The 20,446-nt window shown below is 52.2% G+C and carries 16 protein-coding genes and 1 pseudogene; 11 read left to right on the top strand and 6 right to left on the bottom strand.

Going from position 1 to position 20,446, the window contains the following annotated elements; all coding sequences use genetic code 11:
• Positions 1–38: 38 nt before the first annotated feature.
• Positions 39–1,250 carry a DUF3644 domain-containing protein gene (locus ACXLHR_RS15570; RefSeq protein ID WP_458792290.1) on the bottom strand — a complete coding sequence of 404 codons (1,212 nt, stop codon included), beginning with the start codon at positions 1,248–1,250 and terminating at the stop codon, positions 39–41.
• A 299-nt stretch (positions 1,251–1,549) separates the two neighbouring features.
• Between ACXLHR_RS15570 and ACXLHR_RS15565 the strand changes: the two are divergent.
• Positions 1,550–1,726, top strand: a pseudogene (locus ACXLHR_RS15565) (integrase core domain-containing protein); the annotation flags it as partial.
• 121 nt (positions 1,727–1,847) lie between these two features.
• The gene (locus ACXLHR_RS15560) at positions 1,848–2,558 is read left to right on the top strand and encodes a YrbL family protein (protein ID WP_458792289.1); all 711 of its coding nucleotides are present in this window, start codon (positions 1,848–1,850) and stop codon (positions 2,556–2,558) included.
• Between the two features lie 544 nt (positions 2,559–3,102).
• Here ACXLHR_RS15560 and ACXLHR_RS15555 read toward each other — a convergent pair.
• Entirely contained in the window at positions 3,103–3,525 is a 423-nt protein-coding gene (locus ACXLHR_RS15555; protein WP_458792288.1) for a hypothetical protein, read from the bottom strand.
• A 115-nt stretch (positions 3,526–3,640) separates the two neighbouring features.
• Positions 3,641–4,960 (bottom strand): plasmid recombination protein, encoded by a 1,320-nt coding sequence (locus ACXLHR_RS15550; protein WP_458792287.1) that lies wholly within the window; start codon positions 4,958–4,960, stop codon positions 3,641–3,643.
• A 361-nt stretch (positions 4,961–5,321) separates the two neighbouring features.
• On the opposite strand from ACXLHR_RS15550, the gene ACXLHR_RS15545 reads away from it, so the two are divergent.
• Positions 5,322–8,348 carry an aminotransferase class III-fold pyridoxal phosphate-dependent enzyme gene (locus tag ACXLHR_RS15545; protein WP_458792286.1) on the top strand — a complete coding sequence of 1,009 codons (3,027 nt, stop codon included), beginning with the start codon at positions 5,322–5,324 and terminating at the stop codon, positions 8,346–8,348.
• A gap of 415 nt (positions 8,349–8,763) precedes the next feature.
• Here the strand turns inward: ACXLHR_RS15545 and ACXLHR_RS15540 are convergent, their stop codons facing one another.
• The 3 genes from ACXLHR_RS15540 to ACXLHR_RS15530 all read right to left on the bottom strand — a co-directional run bounded on the left by ACXLHR_RS15540 (position 8,764) and on the right by ACXLHR_RS15530 (position 11,669).
• The gene (locus tag ACXLHR_RS15540; protein WP_458792285.1) at positions 8,764–10,086 is read right to left on the bottom strand and encodes a TRAP transporter large permease; all 1,323 of its coding nucleotides are present in this window, start codon (positions 10,084–10,086) and stop codon (positions 8,764–8,766) included.
• Positions 10,079–10,561, bottom strand: a complete 483-nt coding sequence (locus ACXLHR_RS15535; protein WP_458792284.1) for a TRAP transporter small permease — start codon at positions 10,559–10,561, stop codon at positions 10,079–10,081. Before ACXLHR_RS15535 ends, ACXLHR_RS15540 begins: the two co-directional genes overlap by 8 nt.
• A gap of 109 nt (positions 10,562–10,670) precedes the next feature.
• Positions 10,671–11,669, bottom strand: a complete 999-nt coding sequence (locus ACXLHR_RS15530) for a DctP family TRAP transporter solute-binding subunit (protein WP_458792283.1) — start codon at positions 11,667–11,669, stop codon at positions 10,671–10,673.
• 232 nt (positions 11,670–11,901) lie between these two features.
• On the opposite strand from ACXLHR_RS15530, the gene ACXLHR_RS15525 reads away from it, so the two are divergent.
• From ACXLHR_RS15525 to ACXLHR_RS15490, 8 genes are all read left to right on the top strand, one after another.
• Complete coding sequence (locus ACXLHR_RS15525) at positions 11,902–12,711, top strand: IclR family transcriptional regulator (protein ID WP_458792282.1); 810 nt, start codon at positions 11,902–11,904, stop codon at positions 12,709–12,711.
• Between the two features lie 62 nt (positions 12,712–12,773).
• A complete protein-coding gene (locus ACXLHR_RS15520; protein WP_458792281.1) occupies positions 12,774–13,946 on the top strand; it encodes an acetyl-CoA acetyltransferase in 1,173 nt (390 codons plus the stop codon).
• Positions 13,943–15,574: an acyl-CoA synthetase gene (locus ACXLHR_RS15515; protein ID WP_458792280.1), complete on the top strand. Its 1,632-nt coding sequence runs from the start codon at positions 13,943–13,945 to the stop codon at positions 15,572–15,574. Before ACXLHR_RS15520 ends, ACXLHR_RS15515 begins: the two co-directional genes overlap by 4 nt.
• A 26-nt stretch (positions 15,575–15,600) precedes the next feature.
• Positions 15,601–16,404: a hypothetical protein gene (locus tag ACXLHR_RS15510; RefSeq protein WP_458792279.1), complete on the top strand. Its 804-nt coding sequence runs from the start codon at positions 15,601–15,603 to the stop codon at positions 16,402–16,404.
• Between the two features lie 182 nt (positions 16,405–16,586).
• A complete protein-coding gene (locus ACXLHR_RS15505; protein WP_458792278.1) occupies positions 16,587–16,970 on the top strand; it encodes a hypothetical protein in 384 nt (127 codons plus the stop codon).
• Between the two features lie 79 nt (positions 16,971–17,049).
• A protein-coding gene (locus ACXLHR_RS15500) for an IS3 family transposase (RefSeq protein WP_458792277.1) occupies positions 17,050–18,386 on the top strand; the annotation gives its coding sequence in 2 pieces (ribosomal slippage) (positions 17,050–17,377 and positions 17,377–18,386; 1,338 coding nt in all).
• 54 nt (positions 18,387–18,440) lie between these two features.
• Positions 18,441–19,783, top strand: a protein-coding gene (locus ACXLHR_RS15495) for an IS3 family transposase (RefSeq protein ID WP_458790682.1) whose coding sequence is annotated in 2 segments (ribosomal slippage) — positions 18,441–18,768 and positions 18,768–19,783 — 1,344 coding nt in all. Because the reading frame shifts where the segments join, the coding sequence is not laid out codon by codon here.
• Between the two features lie 99 nt (positions 19,784–19,882).
• Positions 19,883–20,347 (top strand): hypothetical protein, encoded by a 465-nt coding sequence (locus tag ACXLHR_RS15490; protein WP_458792276.1) that lies wholly within the window; start codon positions 19,883–19,885, stop codon positions 20,345–20,347.
• Positions 20,348–20,446: the final 99 nt, after the last annotated feature.

Raw genomic sequence — 20,446 nt, 5'->3', positions numbered from 1 at the left:
CGCTTCAGGCCATGAGAGTGGGTGTGAAGCGCCCAACTTTATCGATACCTGTCTCCCTCTGCCTCACAATGCTCGAGGACCTGATCCACCCATCGATCGAACCAGACCCAGTGACCGTAGTCGCCGATGCACCCATAGCCTTTGCCAATCGATTTTGCGCCTCGCTTCTTCCAAAGCAGTGTGTGGTCATGCATGCGAAATTCCGGGAATCCGGCAGCTTGAGCTTTTTCGACCACTTTGCCCGGCGGATATCGTTCCCTGTTCACCTCCTTGAAGATGATCTTCTCAATCTCACCAGCCACTTCACTGCCGGGGCTGATGATCTGGACCGCTGTATCCGCTGCTCCCGGTTTCTTGGCCGCCATCGGGACAAAGCCATATGTCATTCTGTAGGTCGGATCCTTCAGCTGCTCATCATTCAGGCCATGCTCGAACGCGTCAATCGCGGCTTCGATATGCTTGGGCAAGCCCGACGCCTGTTTGAGGACCGTTCGTTGTTCAGCACCGAAGGAGACAAACTGAAGCGCAAGGGGCAGACGCTTTTCAAGGCCATACTGGACGCCGAATTCTTTTTTCAGAAGCTCATTGAAATTAAGGGCGCAAGCCTGAAGTTTTGCCCCCAGAGCGTCATCAATCCTGTTTGTGGACCGGTGCTCGATTTCATGGCGGATCTCGATCAGGAATTGAAGGTTCTTCGCGGCGCCCCCTTTTACGGGACACCTGTCATGCTTGAGACAATGACCGGCCTCCCAGAATTTATCTGCCCCTTCTTTCGTCTTTTGACCTGGATACCGATAGTCGATCCCTTCTCGCCGGAACCATGCATGTAGGAGGTATGTCCAGGCGATGACTGCGGTCACGATGAACAGCTCAGCGCGGAAGGTAAGCCCCGCTGAATTGAAGGTCTGGACAGCTGCGATCATCGCTTCGCGACCTTTTATCAAGAGCTCGTCGCCTCGTATGCTCAAGCCGGTCTGGTGGTCTATATCGGGCCAGGTCGAGACGAATGCGTCCAAATCCTCCTCAGAGGCCTGCTTGATGGTCTTGTGCTTGGCCCCCGTGCGGATCTCGCTGATAAGGCGATGGTTGATCGACCTAGTTGGGCGAGTGAAATACGCAAGGATATCCTGATCGTTGGTGGCCGGGCCGCCGCGGTCGATCATGGCCTTTACGATCCCGACCTCCCACTTCTCCAGAGTATTGCCCCTGCGTCTCTTCGTTTTCTTCGCTTTGTCGACTTCACTGGGCATAGCGTAACTTTCAATGTTTGGGGAACATGAGCCATCACAAAGGAAGAGGGCATGCGACCATGCATTTCAGCAACCCGTTCACGTTATGCTGCGGTCTGTCCTATCTTCAATCGCAGGGATACAATGGCCGCAGCGGAATGAGATTTACAATACAAGTGAAGTTAACGAGCCCGATTGCCAGTCGAAATGAAAATAACGAATCAGATGGATTGCACCAAAAAAGGGGGCTTTTCCCAAATAGGGGTATTCTTGCAATACCACACAAACACGATTTTCACCGGCATATGCACCGCTTACCCTATATCGCGCGCTACAACCGCACGGTTCGGGGTGAGTGGTTGGGGCAATACATCTTTGAAACCATCGAGGAGGCGCAGGACCAAGCAACTGAATGGCTCTCGACTTACAACAACGAGCGACCCAACATGGGCATCGGCGGCATCACACTCGCAATGAAACTGAAAACAGCCGCATGAATTCTACGGCTGGACCCCATTAAAAATGGGGGATTACCTTGGGATGTTTATAACATACTATCGTGGGCCTTTTGAAAATGCTATGCGTCCAACAAAACGGAGTTCATGAAAGCGGACAAAATTGCATTATATAGCGTTTCCCAAAGGAGCACTGGAGCTTTCAAAGTGTCAACTCGTTGCTCAAGGTGGAGAAAGGCTTGTATTTCAGTCCGATTTTTATCCGGATTTGCTGTTTAAGGTTCAGAAAGAAACATCGCAGAGGAAGCTTAAAAAGTGGGACCTGAAAAGTGTGCTCTTACGCTGTATTCCAAGCTTTAAAAACTATATTGTTTTACGCGAAAATAAAGGTTTTGTGAATCTTTGCATGAATGGATCGCTTCCCATCGAAAGGATCCCAGTGTCACCCCTATACGGCTTCGTTGACTCTGACAAAGGTACGGCTCAAGTGGTCCGGAAGATTAGCGTTGATGGAAAGAACATTGGTCCCACACTAAGCGCTCTTTTAAAGGATGGGAAATTTGGAAACCAAGAATTTTCTGCTCTTAATCAGTTCGCCTCAGATTTGTTAATTTCAGGAATTCCAACAAATGATATGCATTCAAGTAACATAGTACTGGGAAAAGACGTAAGCGGAAAGCTAAAGTTTGTACTAGTTGATGGGATTGGAGACATTCATTTACTGCCGATGCGCACCTATTCGCAGGCTGCTAGAAAGGCACATCTTGTTAAGCGGTTTAAGAGGTTTAAGAGGTTTAAGAGGTTTAAGAGGTTAGGTGGTTCTCAGTTAAAGTTCAACACCAAGACTTTTTCTTTCATTCTTATGACGGATTGATCATAGAGTTAACGATGATGATAACAAACGCTCGCTTTTGGCACCGCCGCAAACTACTCCATTTACAGCTACCACAAACCTATGTTGTTGTTAAAGGTTTTTGACCCAGCTTTGGCGGTTATTTGTGTACCACGCGGCGTTCATCAGCTTCAGCGCCAAGCTCAAAAACCCGCCCCTTACCTTACTTTACATAAGGAAACCTAATCTTTCCCACTGCGCCTGCCCATCATTAGCAAAAACGTATCGCGCCGCTGGTTTGGAAAAACTGGTCAGCGACTTTGCCATTCCTCATTCACAGCGCGACGGACTGGGATGGCATCCCGTGGTAATCTGTGAGTCGTGGCCTAATTGACAATTTGAAACTGCGCCTATAAAATTGTGCCAACTTGCGGTGCGCAACATTGAGTGTTCGCTTTAATAACCTAACGTTGAGATATAGAACGCAAAAATCCACCTTGCAGTGGCGTGCAACGTGTTGATATTGCTGATTTCGGGAGGGGGATTAGGACTTTGGCGAACTTTCTTCAATGTTGTCAGTTAAGTTTTACGCTGGAACCTGCTCTGCGCTATCGTCACCTTTATCTTTGGCCTGAGCTTTCGCGGCTTCGCGTTCCGCTTCTTCCTTCTGCTCGCGCAGATCACCTTCAACGCGCTCGAAGACGCCCTCGGGCATAGTCGCGTGTTTTGCGATGCGGCGGCGATTGCCAGCCGTCGCGAGCATATTGATTTCATAATAGAAATCTTCAACGGCTTCAGCATCGTTTTCCGATAAGAATGCAATCCATTTTTCGATCGTATCGGCGATCGCCTTGCGCGCGGCTTGTTGCGTGGCTTCGTCCTTTCTGGACATGTTCGCGGCAACATTCGCGACCTTAAACATCGCAGCTTTCATTGCGGCGCTCATCGGCACTTCGTTGCGGTTTTTGCGTGTGGCTTTGACGGGTTTGCGTGGCATACGTTTGCTCATTTTGTAGTCCTTTGGTTTCGTGTTTTACGCCCAAGACGGGATTGTCTGGGCACCGTATAAAAAAGATAGAACCGCATTTTTTCATCTGGTAGCGCGCCACCAAAAAAAGTTGCCATCACTCGTCCCGGCCTCTGTTTTTGTTAGGTTTTTTGCGTGATCTTTCATGTGCAATATGACCAGCGGAGACCGTTTTCTTGAGACGTTGTGTCAAGCTCGACAACGTGCCGAGGTGCTCGGAAAACCCGCCCCCAAAAGCAGCGCCGATTTTGGTCAAGTGAGTGGTCACATCTTCGAGCGTCTTGAAGGCCAACTTGAAGTTATCACTGACCCTATCAAGCGCATCCTCTCGTGCCTTTTTGAACATCGCAGCCCATCCACCTCGGAAGGCCTTGGCAACGCGGGAGGCACCTTTGGGCGAGCGCCTTGCAAGTCGCTGCGCCCGCAAGAATGCCTCATCCTTCTCGCGTCCTTTCACAGGGGTAATCGTGGACTCCGCGTCTTCCGCAGCAGGATCAACCACGCCTTGCGCAATCGCTTCGGTGATTTCGATAATAGCGTCGGCCTCTGTAGATTTTTCTTCGACAGCAACTGAGCGGATATCAAGATTGCGTTCACGCTTTGCAAGCTCACGGTCCTTCTTGCGCCGCCATTCTCGCGTTTTGGTATGCATTCGTTTTGGCGGCGGCGTGTCGCCCTTAGCGACAGCTTGACGAAATGCCTCTTTGCGCTTTTCGCCACGATCAAGCCCGATCTCAGCGAACCATTCGCCTACGCTATCTTGGGCGTGCTCGTATTCTTTGATCACATCGAACTTCGATGGCTGCAACATCAGCCGTGTCGCAATGACCTTTTTCTCGCCGGTCTTTTTATCCATACGCGTCATCTCGACAAGCGCACGCGGCATAACCACAGCGTGGATGTGATAAGCATCTTCATCGAGGTCTGCGCGGGCGTGAATAACGTCATTGCCAAACTGCTTTTTCAACCACGCGATGGACAGGCGCTGAAAATCCGCGATCCTTTGGTTTTTATCGACGCCCTCATCGAGAACTGCTGCAGGGTCAGCATCGAACCATTCCTTGTTGGCTGTCAAAATCACTTCGCGCATCGGCCCGTGCCGCGTTGGCCGCCACGGATTGTGCGGACCCTCCGCCAAGCGCTGTTGGATATCTTTTTTGCGGTTCCGCTTTTCCAGCGCCTCCAACTCAGCCGCAAAGTTCTGCGCCTTGATCTCGGCAATCTCAGCCAAAGCTTCAGTTGCCCAATCCTCAGATCCAATCAGGCGACCGTTGGGCGCTGGCGGATACTTGAAGACATGACCAAGGTCGCCCCCAACCCGCTTGCGATGTTTCTCATACCCGGCAAGGTTTTCTGGGCCAATGCCCTCAAAGCGCAGGACAACTGGGTAACGTGTATCGAAGTGTAAACCATCCATTTTTCATCTCCTTGGTGGTGGAGGCGAGAAAATGGATACGCAAATTTTCAGACCATAATTTGAATGGTCGAAAGTTTCGGGTGAAAGAATTAGCTTCGGAGATCGTATGCTATTGGACCATCAATCTTTAGCTCGTTTGCCGGGTTCCGGACCTTCGCTGCGGGTGCGTGATCAATCGCTCCTACCGATGAAAGCTGAAGTTGAATGCCCCAGCCAGAAGCGGCAAAGATTGGTGGAAAGCGGATAGGGGTTCTATCTCGTTGATCGGTTAATGATTTATTCACCGTTGACTTGGTTCATTGACAACGGTCTTTTTCACTATCATCAAAATTGGATAGATCATTACTAAAAAGGGTGAGTCATGGTGTCTGATATAAGCAAAGAGCGTCAACTCCAGCACTGGCAGACCGCACTCAAATGTTATTGGAATATTGATGCGGACCTCAGCCGTCTTGATGGCGAGTATGACCTGAACTTCCTTGCGACCGATCAAAATGGTGGCGGTTATATCCTGAAAGTTATGCGTGCTGGCTGCGAGACTTGGTTGGTTGATATGCAGGTGAAAGCCTTTGAGCATATCTTACAGCGCCAGCCGCACCTCCCGTGCCCGAGGGTTATTTGTGCCTCGGACCAATCACTTTTGCTGACGTTAGATGACGAAGAAGGCATAGTGCGTCTTGTCTGGCTGCTCGAACGGCTACCGGGGCAATGCTATGCTAAAGTTTACCCCAAAAGTGTTGCGCTGATCCATGAGATTGGAACTGTTTTGGGTGGGTCTGCAGCCGCCTTGGCCGATTTTAAACATCCGGGATTGGACCGCGATTTCAAATGGGACTTGATTCGCGCTGATTGGATAAAGAGTGAGATGGGCTGCATCACTGCGCCTGCGCGCCATCAGATCATTGACGACATTTATCAGGACTTCACCGAGATCAAGGATGATCTGCTGGCTCTGCAAAGGCAAGCCGTTCACAACGACGCCAATGATTACAATATTCTAGTGACAGGTACATTAAGCGAAACGCGCCACGTGTCTGGTTTAATTGATCTGGGCGATATGTGTGCTGCTCCGCGCGTCTGTGATTTAGCAATCGCAGCGGCCTATATCGTGCTGGATCACGCGAACCCCGAGGCCGTGCTCGCGGCGCTGGTGGCGGGCTATCACGCGGCTTATCCGCTTACCTCGGCTGAGGTGGATCTGGTCTGGCCTCTTATGCGGGCGCGCCTCGCAGTAAGCATCGTGAACTCGACTTTGATGGCGGCTGAAGACCCCGATGATCCTTATGTAACAATCTCAGAAGCGCCCGCGTGGCGGTTCCTTGAGGGGACCGATTTTCACCGCGGCTTCATCAATGCGCGCTTGCGCGCGGCTTGTGGGTTGCCCGTCGTCGACGGTGCCGAGCGTGTTATGGCGTGGCTGGATGAGACACGGGGGGCTTTCGCGTCCTTGATGGGTAGGCCGATTGACGACTCGCCCATGGGATCACTTTCAGTTGAAGCCTCCACATGGCCTCAAAACCCGTTTCACCTGTCCGGTGAGGAAGCGGCCCGCGTGGGAGAAGAGTTTGAGGACCAAGGCCGGATCTGGCTCGGCTATTATCACGAACCGCGTTTGATTTACACCGAAGCTGCATTTCGAAAAGGGCCGTGGAAAGCCAGTGACAGACGTACAGTCCATTTGGCTGTGGACGTATTCACAACGGCCGGCACACCAATGTATGCGCCTCTTCGTGGCGAAGTATTCATCGCTGAATACCGCGACGGGCACCTCGACTACGGCGGGGTAATCATCTTGCGTCATGAAACCCCGCAAGGGGATCCGTTCTACTCACTCTATGGTCATCTTGATCCTGAGTTTCTCGACAGGGTGAAAGTCGGGCAAGTCATAGAAAAAGGCGAGGAGTTCTGCCGCCTTGGTGACCCGTCGATGAACGGCGGCTGGGCACCACATGTCCATTTTCAACTGGCGCTTAGCACCGAGGGGATTGAGGCCGACTGGCCCGGCGTTGGTGACCCCGACGAGATGTATTTGTGGCGTGCGCTTTGCCCTAACCCGGCGGCTCTATTAAACTTGCCAGATGAAAAAGTGGGGTATGTCCCCACAAATAAACAAGATGTTTTGAAGGGGCGAAAGGCGCATTTCGGTGGTAATCTGAGCCTGTCATATGATGATCCGCTTATGTTGATGCGCGGCTGGAAACACCACTTGTTTGACGAATGGGGTCGCCCCTATCTGGACGCCTACAACAATGTGCCGCATGTTGGCCACGCGCACCCGCGCATTCAGGCTGTCGCTGCCGATCAGTTAAAGCGCATGAACTCGAACACCCGCTACCTCCATCCTGCACAAACTGCATTTGCTGAGAAGGTTCTCTCCAAGCTCCCCGATCAATTTGAGGTTTGCTATTTCGTCAATTCGGGGTCTGAGGCCAACGAACTGGCCCTGCGGCTTGCGCGCGCAAACACTGGTGCCAAAGGCATGGTCACGCCCGATCATGGTTACCACGGCAACACTACCGGTGCGGTTTCGATATCAGCTTACAAGTTCAACAAACCAGGCGGCGTAGGCCAAGCGGACTGGGTTGAGCTTGTCGAAATTCCAGATGATTACCGTGGTTCCTATAGGCGAGATGACCCCAATCGTGCCCGAAAATTTGCCGATCAAGTGGATCTGGCTATCACGTCCCTGCGAAGCAAAGGACATGGTATCGCTGGTTTCATCGCAGAAACATTTCCGTCGGTCGGTGGTCAGATCATTCCGCCCAAGGGCTACTTGGCTGCCGTCTATGAGAAAATCCGCGCGGCAGGTGGCATCTGCATCGCGGATGAGGTTCAGACTGGGCTTGGTCGGCTCGGGGATCATTATTTCGGTTTCGAATATCAGGATGTGCTTCCCGATATCGTCGTCATGGGCAAGCCGATCGGCAACGGGCACCCGCTTGGGGTGCTGGCCACGACCAAAGAAATCGCCGAAAGATTTGACAACGGGATCGAGTTCTTTTCAACTTTTGGTGGCTCGACTTTGTCCTGCCGCATTGGGAGGGAAGTGCTTCAGATCGTGGATGACGAGTGCCTGCAGGACAACGCCAAGATCGTCGGCGGCCAGCTGTTTGATGGATTGAAAACTTTGCAGTCGAAACATAGCTGCATCGGTGACGTGCGGGGGATGGGGCTGTTTCTGGGGGTTGAAATGATCCGGCCTGATGGCAGTGAAGCCACTGAGATTTGCTCCTATGTCAAAAATCGCATGCGTGACCACCGCATTCTCATCGGCAGCGAAGGGCCGAAAGACAACATCCTTAAAATCCGCCCTCCGCTTACAATAGAAGCTGAGGACGCAGATATGATCATAAGTGTTCTCAACGATATTCTCGGTGAACTGACCTGATTTTCGACGTGCGCAATTTCCCGTAAAGGGTTCCATTGGTCGAACAGTGCGTTCCCACACTTAAGTGAAGGTCGGTTAAGGGCCGGAAGCGGGAGCCTTCACGAAGGGCGGAAACCGGTCATTCGCTGCGTTTACCCTCAAAAGGTTCACGTGTGTAAAAGTGGACGGCTCGAACATCGAAAAAATGATAGCCGATGATTCTCGGATTTGTATTCGCTCTGCTTGTGAGTTTTGGAACCACGAAAAGATGTCTAACAAGTAATGGCATCCAGTTTATCCGCACGTTTATCGTGCCTGTAAGTCGAACTAAAAGTAAGCCTATTGATTCAAACATTTGATATGTAGCAGCTACTTACTTCCCCACCGTTACACTCCACAACCCAACCTGATTTGAAGTCACAACCTTGAAAAAAGCTTACTTCATGTAGATCAGCAGATAGGTTGTCAATTCAGGCCATATAACGATGATGGCGAGGCCTATGAAGCTGGTAAACAAGAATGGCACCGCAGCAGTTGCGATTTTCTCTAAGGAAAGCTTGGACACATTCGCCGCAACGAAGAGATTGATCCCGACGGGTGGTGTAAACAGGCCGATTGCCAGATTTACCATCAAAAACACGCCAAACCAGACGGGATCCCAGCCTAATGCCCGCACAACAGGCAAGAAAATGGGCAATGTGATGAACATGATGGTCACCGCATCCATGAACATCCCAGCAATCAAAAGAATGATCGCCATAACCAGTAAAATGGTCCACTGAGAATCGCCCAGTGCAAGTAAGCCCTCGGAATACCGCCCGACGACGTCGTCAACGGTCACGACCCACCCAAACAGGCTCGCGAATGTTACGACCAACATCACCACCGCCGAGGATGCTGATGCGTCGCTTAGTGCGTCAAACAGCTTTGGAATTGTCAGACTGCGGTACACAAAAAAGCCTACGAATAACGCGTAGACAACGGCAACAACGGCCGCTTCAGTTGGTGTGAAAATACCTGAATAAATACCACCGAGGATCACAACGGGGGTCAATAAACCCCATATCGCGTCCTTAAAGCTGAGCCACAGGCGCATTGCATAGCCAAACTCGGCGAAAGGCATCGGCGCAAGTGTGGCGAGATTAGATGCTTTGGTATCGGCTCTTTGGCGGCTGACAAATGGCAGCGCCATAAGCATCAGCGCGCCCATAAGAGCTCCGGGCAAAATGGCGGCAATGAACAGATCACCAATGGAAACCTCGGCAATCACGCCATAGATCACCAATCCGATCGAAGGCGGAATAACGATTGATAATGCGGCACCTGTGCAAACCATCGCAGCGGCAAATGCTTTGGGATACCCATCCTCTTCCATGCCACGGATGATCATCGGCCCAATTGCGGCAACTGAAGCGGGGCCAGACCCCGATACAGCTCCCCAAAACAGGCTTACGACAACACCAACAAGCCCCATACCGCCAGGTAGGCTACCGATAGCGACACGGAAAAACCTGATCATGCGGTCAGCCATGCCAGCCGTGCCCATCAAGATACCTGCGAGAATGAAAAACGGGATGGCGAGCAGCGAGAATTTTGCGATCCCACTCGCCAGCAAATCGCCGACCAAATCCAAACCAAAGCCCATCATCCACATCGCATATAGCGCAGACAAACCTAACGAGAATGCGACCGGTACGCGGATCACGAGTAAGATGCCAAAGACCATCAGCATTTGGGTGCCAGTGTCGAAATCAAACATGGCTATCATCCTTTGCCGCAATCAATGCACCTTGCACCAAACGCAGCGCAATCAACGAAAAGCCTAACGGCAACGCAAGCGAGTAATACCATGATGGCACCTGCAATCCAGCTGAGACAATCCCACTACGGCGCTGGTTAGCGATCAATTCGACGCAATACCACGCCGACAACATCAAGAGCGCGACACCCAAGCCCACTGCGAGCCAGCGCACGACAGGTTGGAATTTCTTTGGCAACATATCCGTAAACAGCGTCACCGCGAGATGCTGCCCGCGCCGCGCAGCAATAGCCGCACCAAAAACCGTAAGCAGCAAGAAGCCGTTCAACAAAAGTTCCTGCGTGGCCGCAAAAGAATAATTAGAAAGGTAGCGAACGAGCACGTTCGCAAAACCAATGAACGTCATCAGCAAAAACACGACGGCACAGATGTATTCTTCTATCCGGTCAGCGATTTTCAGGATTTGGGTTCTCATAGCGGATACCTTTTTGCGTGGGTTTGTAAACTCGCTACGCAAGATGGTCCACACACTGTCTCAGTGAGGCAGCGCATCGCACACAATGGCGCGGTGCGCTGCCAGTTATTTAGTTTGCAGCGTCGATTGTTTCCTGAAACAGCCCTACCAGTTCCGGACCAACTTTCGCAGCCCAAACATCGAAGGGGGCTTGGGTCGCGTCACGGAAGACTTGCAGTTCTTCGGCGGAAGGTTCGTACACTTCCATGCCTTCAGCGCGCAAGGTATCCAAGCCAGCCGCCGTCCCATCACGTGTGGCTTCTACTTGGAAGCTCATCGCGTCGGTCGCAGCAGTCTGAACCTTGGCTTGCATGTCTGCATCCCAGCTATCCCAGAGCTCCTGACTTACGCCAAGAAAGATCGGGTCATAAGAGTAGTGCCAAGTCGTGATGTATTTTTGGACTTCGTACACACGCTGAGGAACGATAACAGCGCCGACGGGATTTTCTTGGCCGTCAACAACACCTTGCTGTAGTGCGCTGAATGTTTCGGCCCACTGCATCTGCTGTGGGTTCGCACCAAGCGCGGTCATGACATCAATATACATTGGGCCAGCGACGCGCATCTTCAGACCCTCAAGGTCTGCAGGCGTCTTAATTGGGTGAACATTGTTCGTCACTTCGCGGAAGCCGTTTTCGCCCCACGCCAAAACGACGATACCGTGCTCGGCCATGATTTCTTTCATGCGATCACCAGCGGCCCCTGACGTGGTCGCATCGACTTCCTCATAACTCGAGTAAAGATACGGCAACGAGAAAACAGCCATTTCAGGAACAATCGGCGTCACATTGATCGCGGATGTCACAACAAAATCCAGCGCGCCGCGGCCGACCATTTCGGCTTGTTTCATCTGGTCACCACCAGCAAGCTGCGCGTTGGGGAAAACCCGTACATTAAAATCGCCGTCTGTGGCTTCATCCAGCAATTCCGAGAACCGCTCAGCACCTTGGTGCCATGATGTTGTGTCGCTGGTGTTGTGCGACAAACGCAGCGTTTCGGCCGAAACCACTGATCCAAATGCAGTCGCCGCCGAAAGCGCCGCTACACAAAAAAGTTTTGCATTAAACATAACATCTCCTCCAAGATTCGTAAGCTCCCTCCGGAACCCTCCTCGCCTAAACGTCCATATTTTGGACGGTAGCGCAAGAATAAATTTATGGCCTTGCATTCGACCGAGACAAACTCTTTCAAGATTGAGCTCGATAAGGTAGAATTTCGTAAAGACTGATTTGCTGACTTGTGGATGCAAAGAATAATTGTAACAATAGTGTCCATAATGTGGATGTATATGGACGAATGACGTGACACGACTGGCAACCCTTGGCGAAAACGTCGGCGCGCAAAGCGTTGATCGCGCGTTAGCCCTGCTATCGCTAATCGGTCGTCACGCCACTAAAGGCGTTGGACTGACCACCATTGTGAACGAGACAGGGCTTAGCCGCCCGACTGCGCGGCGCATATTACTTGCGCTGATGCGTGCTCAAATGGCTGAACAGGACGCAATCAGTCGGCGGTATTTTTTGGGTGAGGAGGCCTATGTTCTTGGTGTCCTCGCTGCACAGCGCTTTGATCTCATGGAATTAACGCACAATAGCCTAACCGGTTTGGCGGCCCTGAGCGGTGATACTGTATTCTTGTCAGTGCGTCGCGCGTCGTATTCTGTTTGCCTACGAAAAGAAGAAGGCGCATTTCCGATCCGCACCCACGCACTTCAGGTCGGGCAACGCCACCCATTGGGCGTTGGTGCGGGATCCCTTGCGATGCTCGCTGCTTTGTCGCCAACTGAACGCGCCGACGCATTGACCGAAAACGAAACCGCGCTTGCAGAAAGCTTTCCGAACTGCTCCGCAGATATGCTTGACGAGCATATTCACCGAGCAATTGAGAGGGGGTATTCGTTAAATCCAGGACTTGTGCTGACCAATTCTTGGGCCATTGGTGCTGCGTTTCGCCTGCCTGGAGGTGCTGTCGCGGGTGCGATTAGCATTGCTGCGATTGATAGCAGAATGGATGCCGATCGGCAGGTCGCACTGGGCACTGCACTGACGATTGAGACCGCTAAAATTGAAGCACGGATAGCAACAAAATTTGCACTGCCGCGCGCGAAATAACTGCATCTAAGAGAGATGCAAAACTCGATCATAATATGACTTTTTCGAAAGGGCTTGGAAACATGAAAAAAGCGCAAATCGTTGGATGGGCACATAGCAAATTTGGTAAATCCGATGCCCCAAATACCGAAACCCTCATGGCCGAAGTTATCGCGCCCGCACTCGAGCATTCAGGGGTAGATGCATCTGATATTGACGGCATCTTTGTTGGCGTCATGAATAACGGCTTTTCCAAGCAAGATTTTCAAGGTGCCCTCGTGGGCATGGCAATGCCAGAACTGGGTCTGACCCCATCCGTGCGCATGGAAAACGCTTGCGCCACGGGATCTGCGGCACTTTATTCCGCGCTCGATTTCATCGAGTCAGGCCGCGGTAAAATCGCACTGGTCGTTGGCGCAGAAAAGATGACGGCAATGCCGACTGTCGAGATTGGCGATATTCTTTTGGGGGCCAGCTATCGTAGTGAAGAAGCTGATGTTGAGGGTGGTTTCGCAGGTCTTTTTGGTCAGATCGCGCAGCAATACTTTCAACGCCACGGTGACTGTTCTGATGCGTTGGCAATGATCGCATCCAAGAACCATGAAAACGGCGTCCACAACCCTTATGCACATATGCAAAAAGCTTTTTCCTTTGAGCAATGCAATACAGTCTCTGATCGCAACCCGTATGTTGCCCCGCCCCTGCGCCGTACCGATTGTTCACTGGTTTCGGATGGTGCTGCGGCGATGGTTGTCGCCTCGGCAGATGTCGCGGCTGACTTGAAACGCGCAATCGCTTTTCGGGCGCGTACCCATTGCAATGATGTCCTCGCATTGTCGCGGCGCGACGTGACGCAATTTGACGGCGCGCGCAGGGCTTGGGCGGGGTCTTTAGAGGCGGCGGGCCTCGGTGTTTACGATCTGGATTTAGTCGAAACCCATGACTGCTTCACCATTGCAGAGTTGTTGGAATACGAGGCAATGGGCCTTGCCGAGCCTGGAAAGGGCGCGAATGTGATCCGTGACGGTATTACGCGTCGCGATGGCCGCTTACCTGTGAATTTGTCAGGCGGACTGAAATCGAAGGGCCACCCCATCGGGGCGACTGGTGTTTCCATGCACGTGATGGCCGCCATGCAATTGGCCGACGAAGCCCCCGAGGGTGTGCAGGCAAAATCGCCGCAATTGGCAGGTGTGTTTAACATGGGCGGCGCCGCCGTCGCTAACTACATGTCGGTTCTGGAGCGCGTAAAATGAGCACCTGGTCGTCTACATTTCCGGATCCCAAGGGCGGCCTTGCCCCCGCGTCTACCCGTGTCTCAAACCTTGCCTTTCACCTGACCCGCAACGCCTTGCGCCTGGGGGATGAGCTTGCACTGGTCTGGGGTGATCAGCAGTGGACTTGGGCACAGATGGATGCGCGCGTTAATGCGCTGGCCTCTGGTATGAAAGATAAGTTCGGCGTCACCAAAGGCGACCGTATTTTGATCCAGTCCCAAAACTGTAACCAGATGTTTGAATCTATGCTTGCGTGTTTTCGGCTTGGCGCGGTTTGGGTGCCGGCCAACTTTCGGCAAACCCCCGAAGAGGTGTCATGGCTTGCGCAATCCTCGGGTGCTGTCGGCATGATTTGTGGCGCAGAGTTCCCTGAACATGCCGACGCTTGTGATACCCCCAATCGCAAATTCACGATCCTGATCGGTGATCCCGCACAGGACGACACGGACTTCGATACGCTCGTGACGACCCACATAGGGCAGACCGTGCCAAACGCACCTGTAAGTCGCGACGATCCTTGCTGGTTTTTCTTTACATCAGGCACAACGGGCCGCCCAAAAGCATCTGTTTTGACACATGGGCAAATGGCCTTTGTGTTGCTCAATCACCTGAACGATCTGATGCCCGGAACCACGCATACGTCGCGGTCGCTTTGCCTTGCCCCGCTTAGTCACGGCGCGGGTGTTCACCAGATGACACAAGTTGCGGCCGGTGCTGCAACAGTACTCTTTCCAACGGGCCGTTTTGATCCTGATGTCGCATGGAAACTTGTCGCGGATTACAAGATCGACAACATGTTCACCGTACCAACGATCGTAAAAATGCTCGTCGAACATGACAGTGTACAGCGATACGATATCTCGTCGTTAAAACATATGATCTACGCCGGTGCGCCGATGTATCGAGCAGATCAAAAATACGCGATTTCCGTTCTTGGCAAGGTATTGGTACAGTATTTCGGGCTTGGCGAAGTTACCGGAGCTATCACCGTTTTGCCGGTCGTCGAACACTTTGAAGACGATGCAGATATGAGGCTTGGCACCTGCGGGTATCCGCGCACGGGGATCGAAATTTCGATCCAAGATAATGCCGGAACCGAATTGCCAAACGGTCAACAAGGCGAAATTTGCGTAATTGGTCCAGCGGTATTCGCGGGCTACTACAACAACCCCGAAGCTAATGCCAAAGCCTTTCGCAATGGCTGGTTCCGCACCGGCGATCTGGGGTATCTGGATTCCGATGGATATCTTTTCATTACAGGTCGGGAATCCGACATGTATATTTCTGGCGGATCAAACATTTACCCCCGCGAAATCGAGGAGAAAATCTTAACCCATGACGCGATCAGCGAAACTGCTGTGTTGGGTGTGCCTGACCCGGTGTGGGGCGAAGTTGGGATTGCGGTTTGTGTGTTGCGCCCGGATGCGCAAGCCGCACCAGAAGCCCTTCTTGCGTGGTTAAAGCCCAAGATATCTAGTTACAAAATGCCCAAACAGTTCATCATTCTAGAAGAAATGCCCAAGTCAGCGTATGGTAAAATTACCAAAAAAATCATCAAAGAGACCTTGATAGAACGCGGGTTTCTTAGCGCTGATCGTGCGACATGAACGCCCCTATGGTTCACCCCGGCCCCGTGAGCCCGAAACGAGCAGAGGTTTTTGCGGTCGAAGCCTGTGATGTGGAAATTCACCTCGTGGCAGGACAACTGGTAGAGCAAGCTATTTGCGCGGCGATTTTTGATGCTGGGTATGACGGCGCGTGGGTCGATATGCGCGGACTTCACGCTGATCCTTTTCACTACGTCATGCCCGACAAATCCCCCGACGGCACCCGCGTCGCGTGGTATAGCGAGACCTATAATCCAGTGGGCGAGACCCGTGTTGATATGGGTGGCATGACAGTCGGGCATTTAGGCGCGGATAATTTCACGCACTGCCACGGGTTATGGACCGCAAACGAGGGCACCGCATTGGGTCATATGTTGGCTCCCATCTGCGCCGTGTCACGGCCTGTTAGGTTGAAGGCTGTGGCGTATAAAGGCGGGCGGTTTGATCGACTACCTGACGAAGAAACCCGATTTGACTTATTCCGTGCATGCCCTGCAAAAACCGCGCCGAAATCGCCCAACGCGATCATCTTATCGCTGCGCCCGAACGTGGATCTATGCACCACAATCGAGGATGCCGCCCGCGCGCACAGCATTTCAAACGGCACAATCTATGGGCTTGGGAGTATCAATGGCGCCTGCTTCAAGAACGCACCACCAATGCAAAGTGCTATCACTGAGTTCATTATCAGCGACGGGGTATTGGTGAACGGCAAAGCAGATATCACGCTTTCCGCCGTCGATATTTCCAAGGATATCTATAGTGGCACCGTGCAGCATGGCGGCGCACCGATCTCGATTACTGCCGAAATTTTGCTGCAAGGAAATTGACCGCATCACACATCAATACGACCCTGAAAAGTTCAACAATCGTCACGTGCAAGAATTTACTGATTAAAAGTTATGCTTACAATTGGACAGTTAGGGCAAAGCAAGGTGTAGCTTTTTAGCGCTGACAAACTGTCCATCAGTTCCGGCCTTATGTATCAAACGCACCAAGCGGGGTGTGAGGCATGATTAAGACCTTGGTCTTTCTGGGGCTGATCCAGGGCATCTTTTTAGGTAGCCCCGTTTTGGTCGCCCATTGGCACAACTTGATAGGCACGGACAGATACGCCCGTCCTAGTGTCGGTTTCAATGCCGCTGTAAGCGAATTCGGCGCAGTATTCGGACAGCCTGACTTTATCTTCAAAAATGTCGAAGTAACTCACGCTATTAAAAATATAGAGCTTTTGGGTTTTCGGCCTTTCAAGCAGCAGGGCCAATTCTTCGTCGCCAAGCATTATCGGAGTTCCGCCGACAGTTTGTTCGGGGCCAGCGGTCATGCCGTGCTTATCCTCAAGGTACTTGGGGCGCACAAATTTCGGGACATCATCATCGATTCCAACGATGTCTGACGTCAGCGCCTATGGGACCAAATAGCGTTATTTGATAAGAGAGTGTTTCTGGCTCATCGTCACCACTGAGGAGTGGAAGATGAGACAAACAACGACGAGCCCTGGCGAGAAGATCGTCAAAGACATCAAACGCGCCACGCGCAAGCATTACTCATCCGAAGAGAAGATCAGGATCGTTCTGGATGGTCTGCGTGGTGAAGACAGCATTGCAGAGCTGTGCCGCCGTGAGGGTATCTCTCAGGGCATTTACTACAAATGGTCCAAGGACTTCATGGAAGCCGGAAAGCGGCGCCTTGCGGGCGATACGGCACGTGCGGCGAACACTGACGAGGTGAAGGATCTGCGCCGTGAGGCCCATGATCTCAAGGAAGTTGTGGCGGAACAAACGCTCGAACTCCGTTTGCTTAAAAAAAGCATGCTGGGCGATGGGGGCAACCACGAATGAGATATCCTGCATCTGAGAAACTGGAGATCATCCGGCTGGTCGAGGAAAGCCACCTGTCAGCACGGCTCACGTTGGCAAAGCTGGGCATTCCCCGCACCACATTCTACCGTTGGTATGATCGATATTTGCGGCGTGGCGAAGTTGGACTGCAGGATCAATCGCCGAAGCCCAAACACGTCTGGAACCGCATTCCTGACGAGGTGCGGCGCAAGGTCGTGAAGTTGGCGCTGAAAGAAACCGAGTTGTCGCCACGTGAACTGGCCGTGACGTTCACGGATCGAGAAAGCTATTTCGTATCAGAGGCTTCGACGTATCGGATTTTGAAGGCGCACGATCTGATCACCAGCCCAGCGTTTATCGTTATAAAGGCGGCGAGCGAGTTCAAAGACAAAACCACGGGCATCAATCAGTTGTGGCAGACGGACTTCACATATCTGAAGATCATCGGATGGGGCTGGTTTTATCTCAGCACGATCCTCGATGACTACAGCCGATATATAATCTCGTGGAAACTTTGCACCAACATGAGAACCCAAGACGTGACGGACACATTGGACTTGGCTTTGGCAGCGTCGGGATGTGACCAAGTTCATGTCGTCCACAAACCTCGCCTGCTGAGTGATAACGGCTCCAGCTACGTCTCGGGGGAGCTGGCGGAATGGTTGAAAGACAAGGATATGAAGCACAGCCGTGGCGCGCCCTATCATCCTCAAACGCAGGGCAAGATCGAGCGGTGGCATCAGACCTTGAAGAACCGCATCCTGCTGGAAAACTACTTCCTACCCGGCGATCTTGAGGCTCAGATCGAAGCCTTCGTAGACCACTACAATCACCAGCGTTACCACGAGAGCCTGAACAACGTTACACCCGCCGACGTATACTTCGGACGCGACAAAGCCATTCTACAGCAACGGGAAAGGATCAAACGTAAGACGCTCGTGTCTGACGTCAGCGCCTATGGGACCAAATAGCGTTATTTGATAAGAGAGTGTTTCTGGCTCATCGTCACCACTGAGGAGTGGAAGATGAGACAAACAACGACGAGCCCTGGCGAGAAGATCGTCAAAGACATCAAACGCGCCACGCGCAAGCATTACTCATCCGAAGAGAAGATCAGGATCGTTCTGGATGGTCTGCGTGGTGAAGACAGCATTGCAGAGCTGTGCCGCCGTGAGGGTATCTCTCAGGGCATTTACTACAAATGGTCCAAGGACTTCATGGAAGCCGGAAAGCGGCGCCTTGCGGGCGATACGGCACGTGCGGCGAACACTGACGAGGTGAAGGATCTGCGCCGTGAGGCCCATGATCTCAAGGAAGTTGTGGCGGAACAAACGCTCGAACTCCGTTTGCTTAAAAAAAGCATGCTGGGCGATGGGGGCAACCACGAATGAGATATCCTGCATCTGAGAAACTGGAGATCATCCGGCTGGTCGAGGAAAGCCACCTGTCAGCACGGCTCACGTTGGCAAAGCTGGGCATTCCCCGCACCACATTCTACCGTTGGTATGATCGATATTTGCGGCGTGGCGAAGTTGGACTGCAGGATCAATCGCCGAAGCCCAAACACGTCTGGAACCGCATTCCTGACGAGGTGCGGCGCAAGGTCGTGAAGTTGGCGCTGAAAGAAACCGAGTTGTCGCCACGTGAACTGGCCGTGACGTTCACGGATCGAGAAAGCTATTTCGTATCAGAGGCTTCGACGTATCGGATTTTGAAGGCGCACGATCTGATCACCAGCCCAGCGTTTATCGTTATAAAGGCGGCGAGCGAGTTCAAAGACAAAACCACGGGCATCAATCAGTTGTGGCAGACGGACTTCACATATCTGAAGATCATCGGATGGGGCTGGTTTTATCTCAGCACGATCCTCGATGACTACAGCCGATATATAATCTCGTGGAAACTTTGCACCAACATGAGAACCCAAGACGTGACGGACACATTGGACTTGGCTTTGGCAGCGTCGGGATGTGACCAAGTTCATGTCGTCCACAAACCTCGCCTGCTGAGTGATAACGGCTCCAGCTACGTCTCGGGGGAGCTGGCGGAATGGTTGCAAGACAAGGATATGAAGCACAGCCGTGGCGCGCCCTATCATCCTCAAACGCAGGGCAAGATCGAGCGGTGGCATCAGACCTTGAAGAACCGCATCCTGCTGGAAAACTACTTCCTACCCGGCGATCTTGAGGCTCAGATCGAAGCCTTCGTAGACCACTACAATCACCAGCGTTACCACGAGAGCCTGAACAACGTTACACCCGCCGACGTATACTTCGGACGCGACAAAGCCATTCTACAGCAACGGGAAAGGATCAAACGTAAGACGCTCGAAACGCGACGCTTGCATCACAGACAACACGCCGCATAATGCAACCAACCAGATGAGCCGAACTCTCTCTTAGTCTAGGCCGCCTTTGGTGCCAAAAACCCTGACGACGGACACCTTGTTGGACGTGTGCAAAAGGCTGTGAGGAATTTAGGGGCGCTTCACAACTTACCCAAAGGTGACACGCTTGCCGACCTTGTTGGAAATGATCGCCGCTCGTTTGGTCATTTCTGCGAATTGCTCGTTGATCTGCAAATCGGCGTTGAAGATGCAATTTTACGCAAGCCGAAGCCCTATATTTTAGAAGATATCGGTGATGAACCCGATATTCGTTTTGATACCGATGAAGAACTTGCAGAAGATATGCTTGCTTATCGCAAGCGATCCGCAGAGCGGCGGATACCAAAGGACTATGCATTGCAACAGTTCCTGACGGCGTTCAAAGAATACTGGCAGCAAGCCTCACCGCACCCGTTTACAGAGGGGATGCACCATCGAGATCAGGGCCAAACCATCTCAAACGCTGTTGATGTTGTAGAGCTTGTATTGCGCCCCTTCGACGGTGACGTGACCCGACAACGGATTGTGACAGCACTCAGAAAATGACGTAACGCACGTGGCACTTTCTATTCTGCTTTACGTATCGCAGGAGTCAGGAGCGGTTTAGCGCCCCACTTTTGCGATCAGGTTTGTTGGCTTAAACGC

It is taken from the genome of Yoonia sp. MH D7 (assembly GCF_054439475.1).
The sequence above is the reverse complement of the archived record's forward strand: the minus strand, read 5'-3'. Positions and strand labels throughout refer to the sequence as shown.

Bases quoted from the DNA above. Each gene is read 5' to 3' on its own strand.
- ACXLHR_RS15570 (WP_458792290.1), bottom strand. From the start codon at position 1,250: ATGCCCAGTGAAGTCGACAAAGCGAAGAAAACGAAGAGACGCAGGGGC.
- ACXLHR_RS15555 (WP_458792288.1), bottom strand. From the start codon at position 3,525: ATGAGCAAACGTATGCCACGCAAACCCGTCAAAGCCACACGCAAAAAC.
- ACXLHR_RS15550 (WP_458792287.1), bottom strand. From the start codon at position 4,960: ATGGATGGTTTACACTTCGATACACGTTACCCAGTTGTCCTGCGCTTT.
- ACXLHR_RS15545 (WP_458792286.1), top strand. From the start codon at position 5,322: ATGGTGTCTGATATAAGCAAAGAGCGTCAACTCCAGCACTGGCAGACC.
- ACXLHR_RS15540 (WP_458792285.1), bottom strand. From the start codon at position 10,086: ATGTTTGATTTCGACACTGGCACCCAAATGCTGATGGTCTTTGGCATC.
- ACXLHR_RS15535 (WP_458792284.1), bottom strand. From the start codon at position 10,561: ATGAGAACCCAAATCCTGAAAATCGCTGACCGGATAGAAGAATACATC.
- ACXLHR_RS15530 (WP_458792283.1), bottom strand. From the start codon at position 11,669: ATGTTTAATGCAAAACTTTTTTGTGTAGCGGCGCTTTCGGCGGCGACT.
- ACXLHR_RS15520 (WP_458792281.1), top strand. From the start codon at position 12,774: ATGAAAAAAGCGCAAATCGTTGGATGGGCACATAGCAAATTTGGTAAA.
- ACXLHR_RS15515 (WP_458792280.1), top strand. From the start codon at position 13,943: ATGAGCACCTGGTCGTCTACATTTCCGGATCCCAAGGGCGGCCTTGCC.
- ACXLHR_RS15505 (WP_458792278.1), top strand. From the start codon at position 16,587: ATGATTAAGACCTTGGTCTTTCTGGGGCTGATCCAGGGCATCTTTTTA.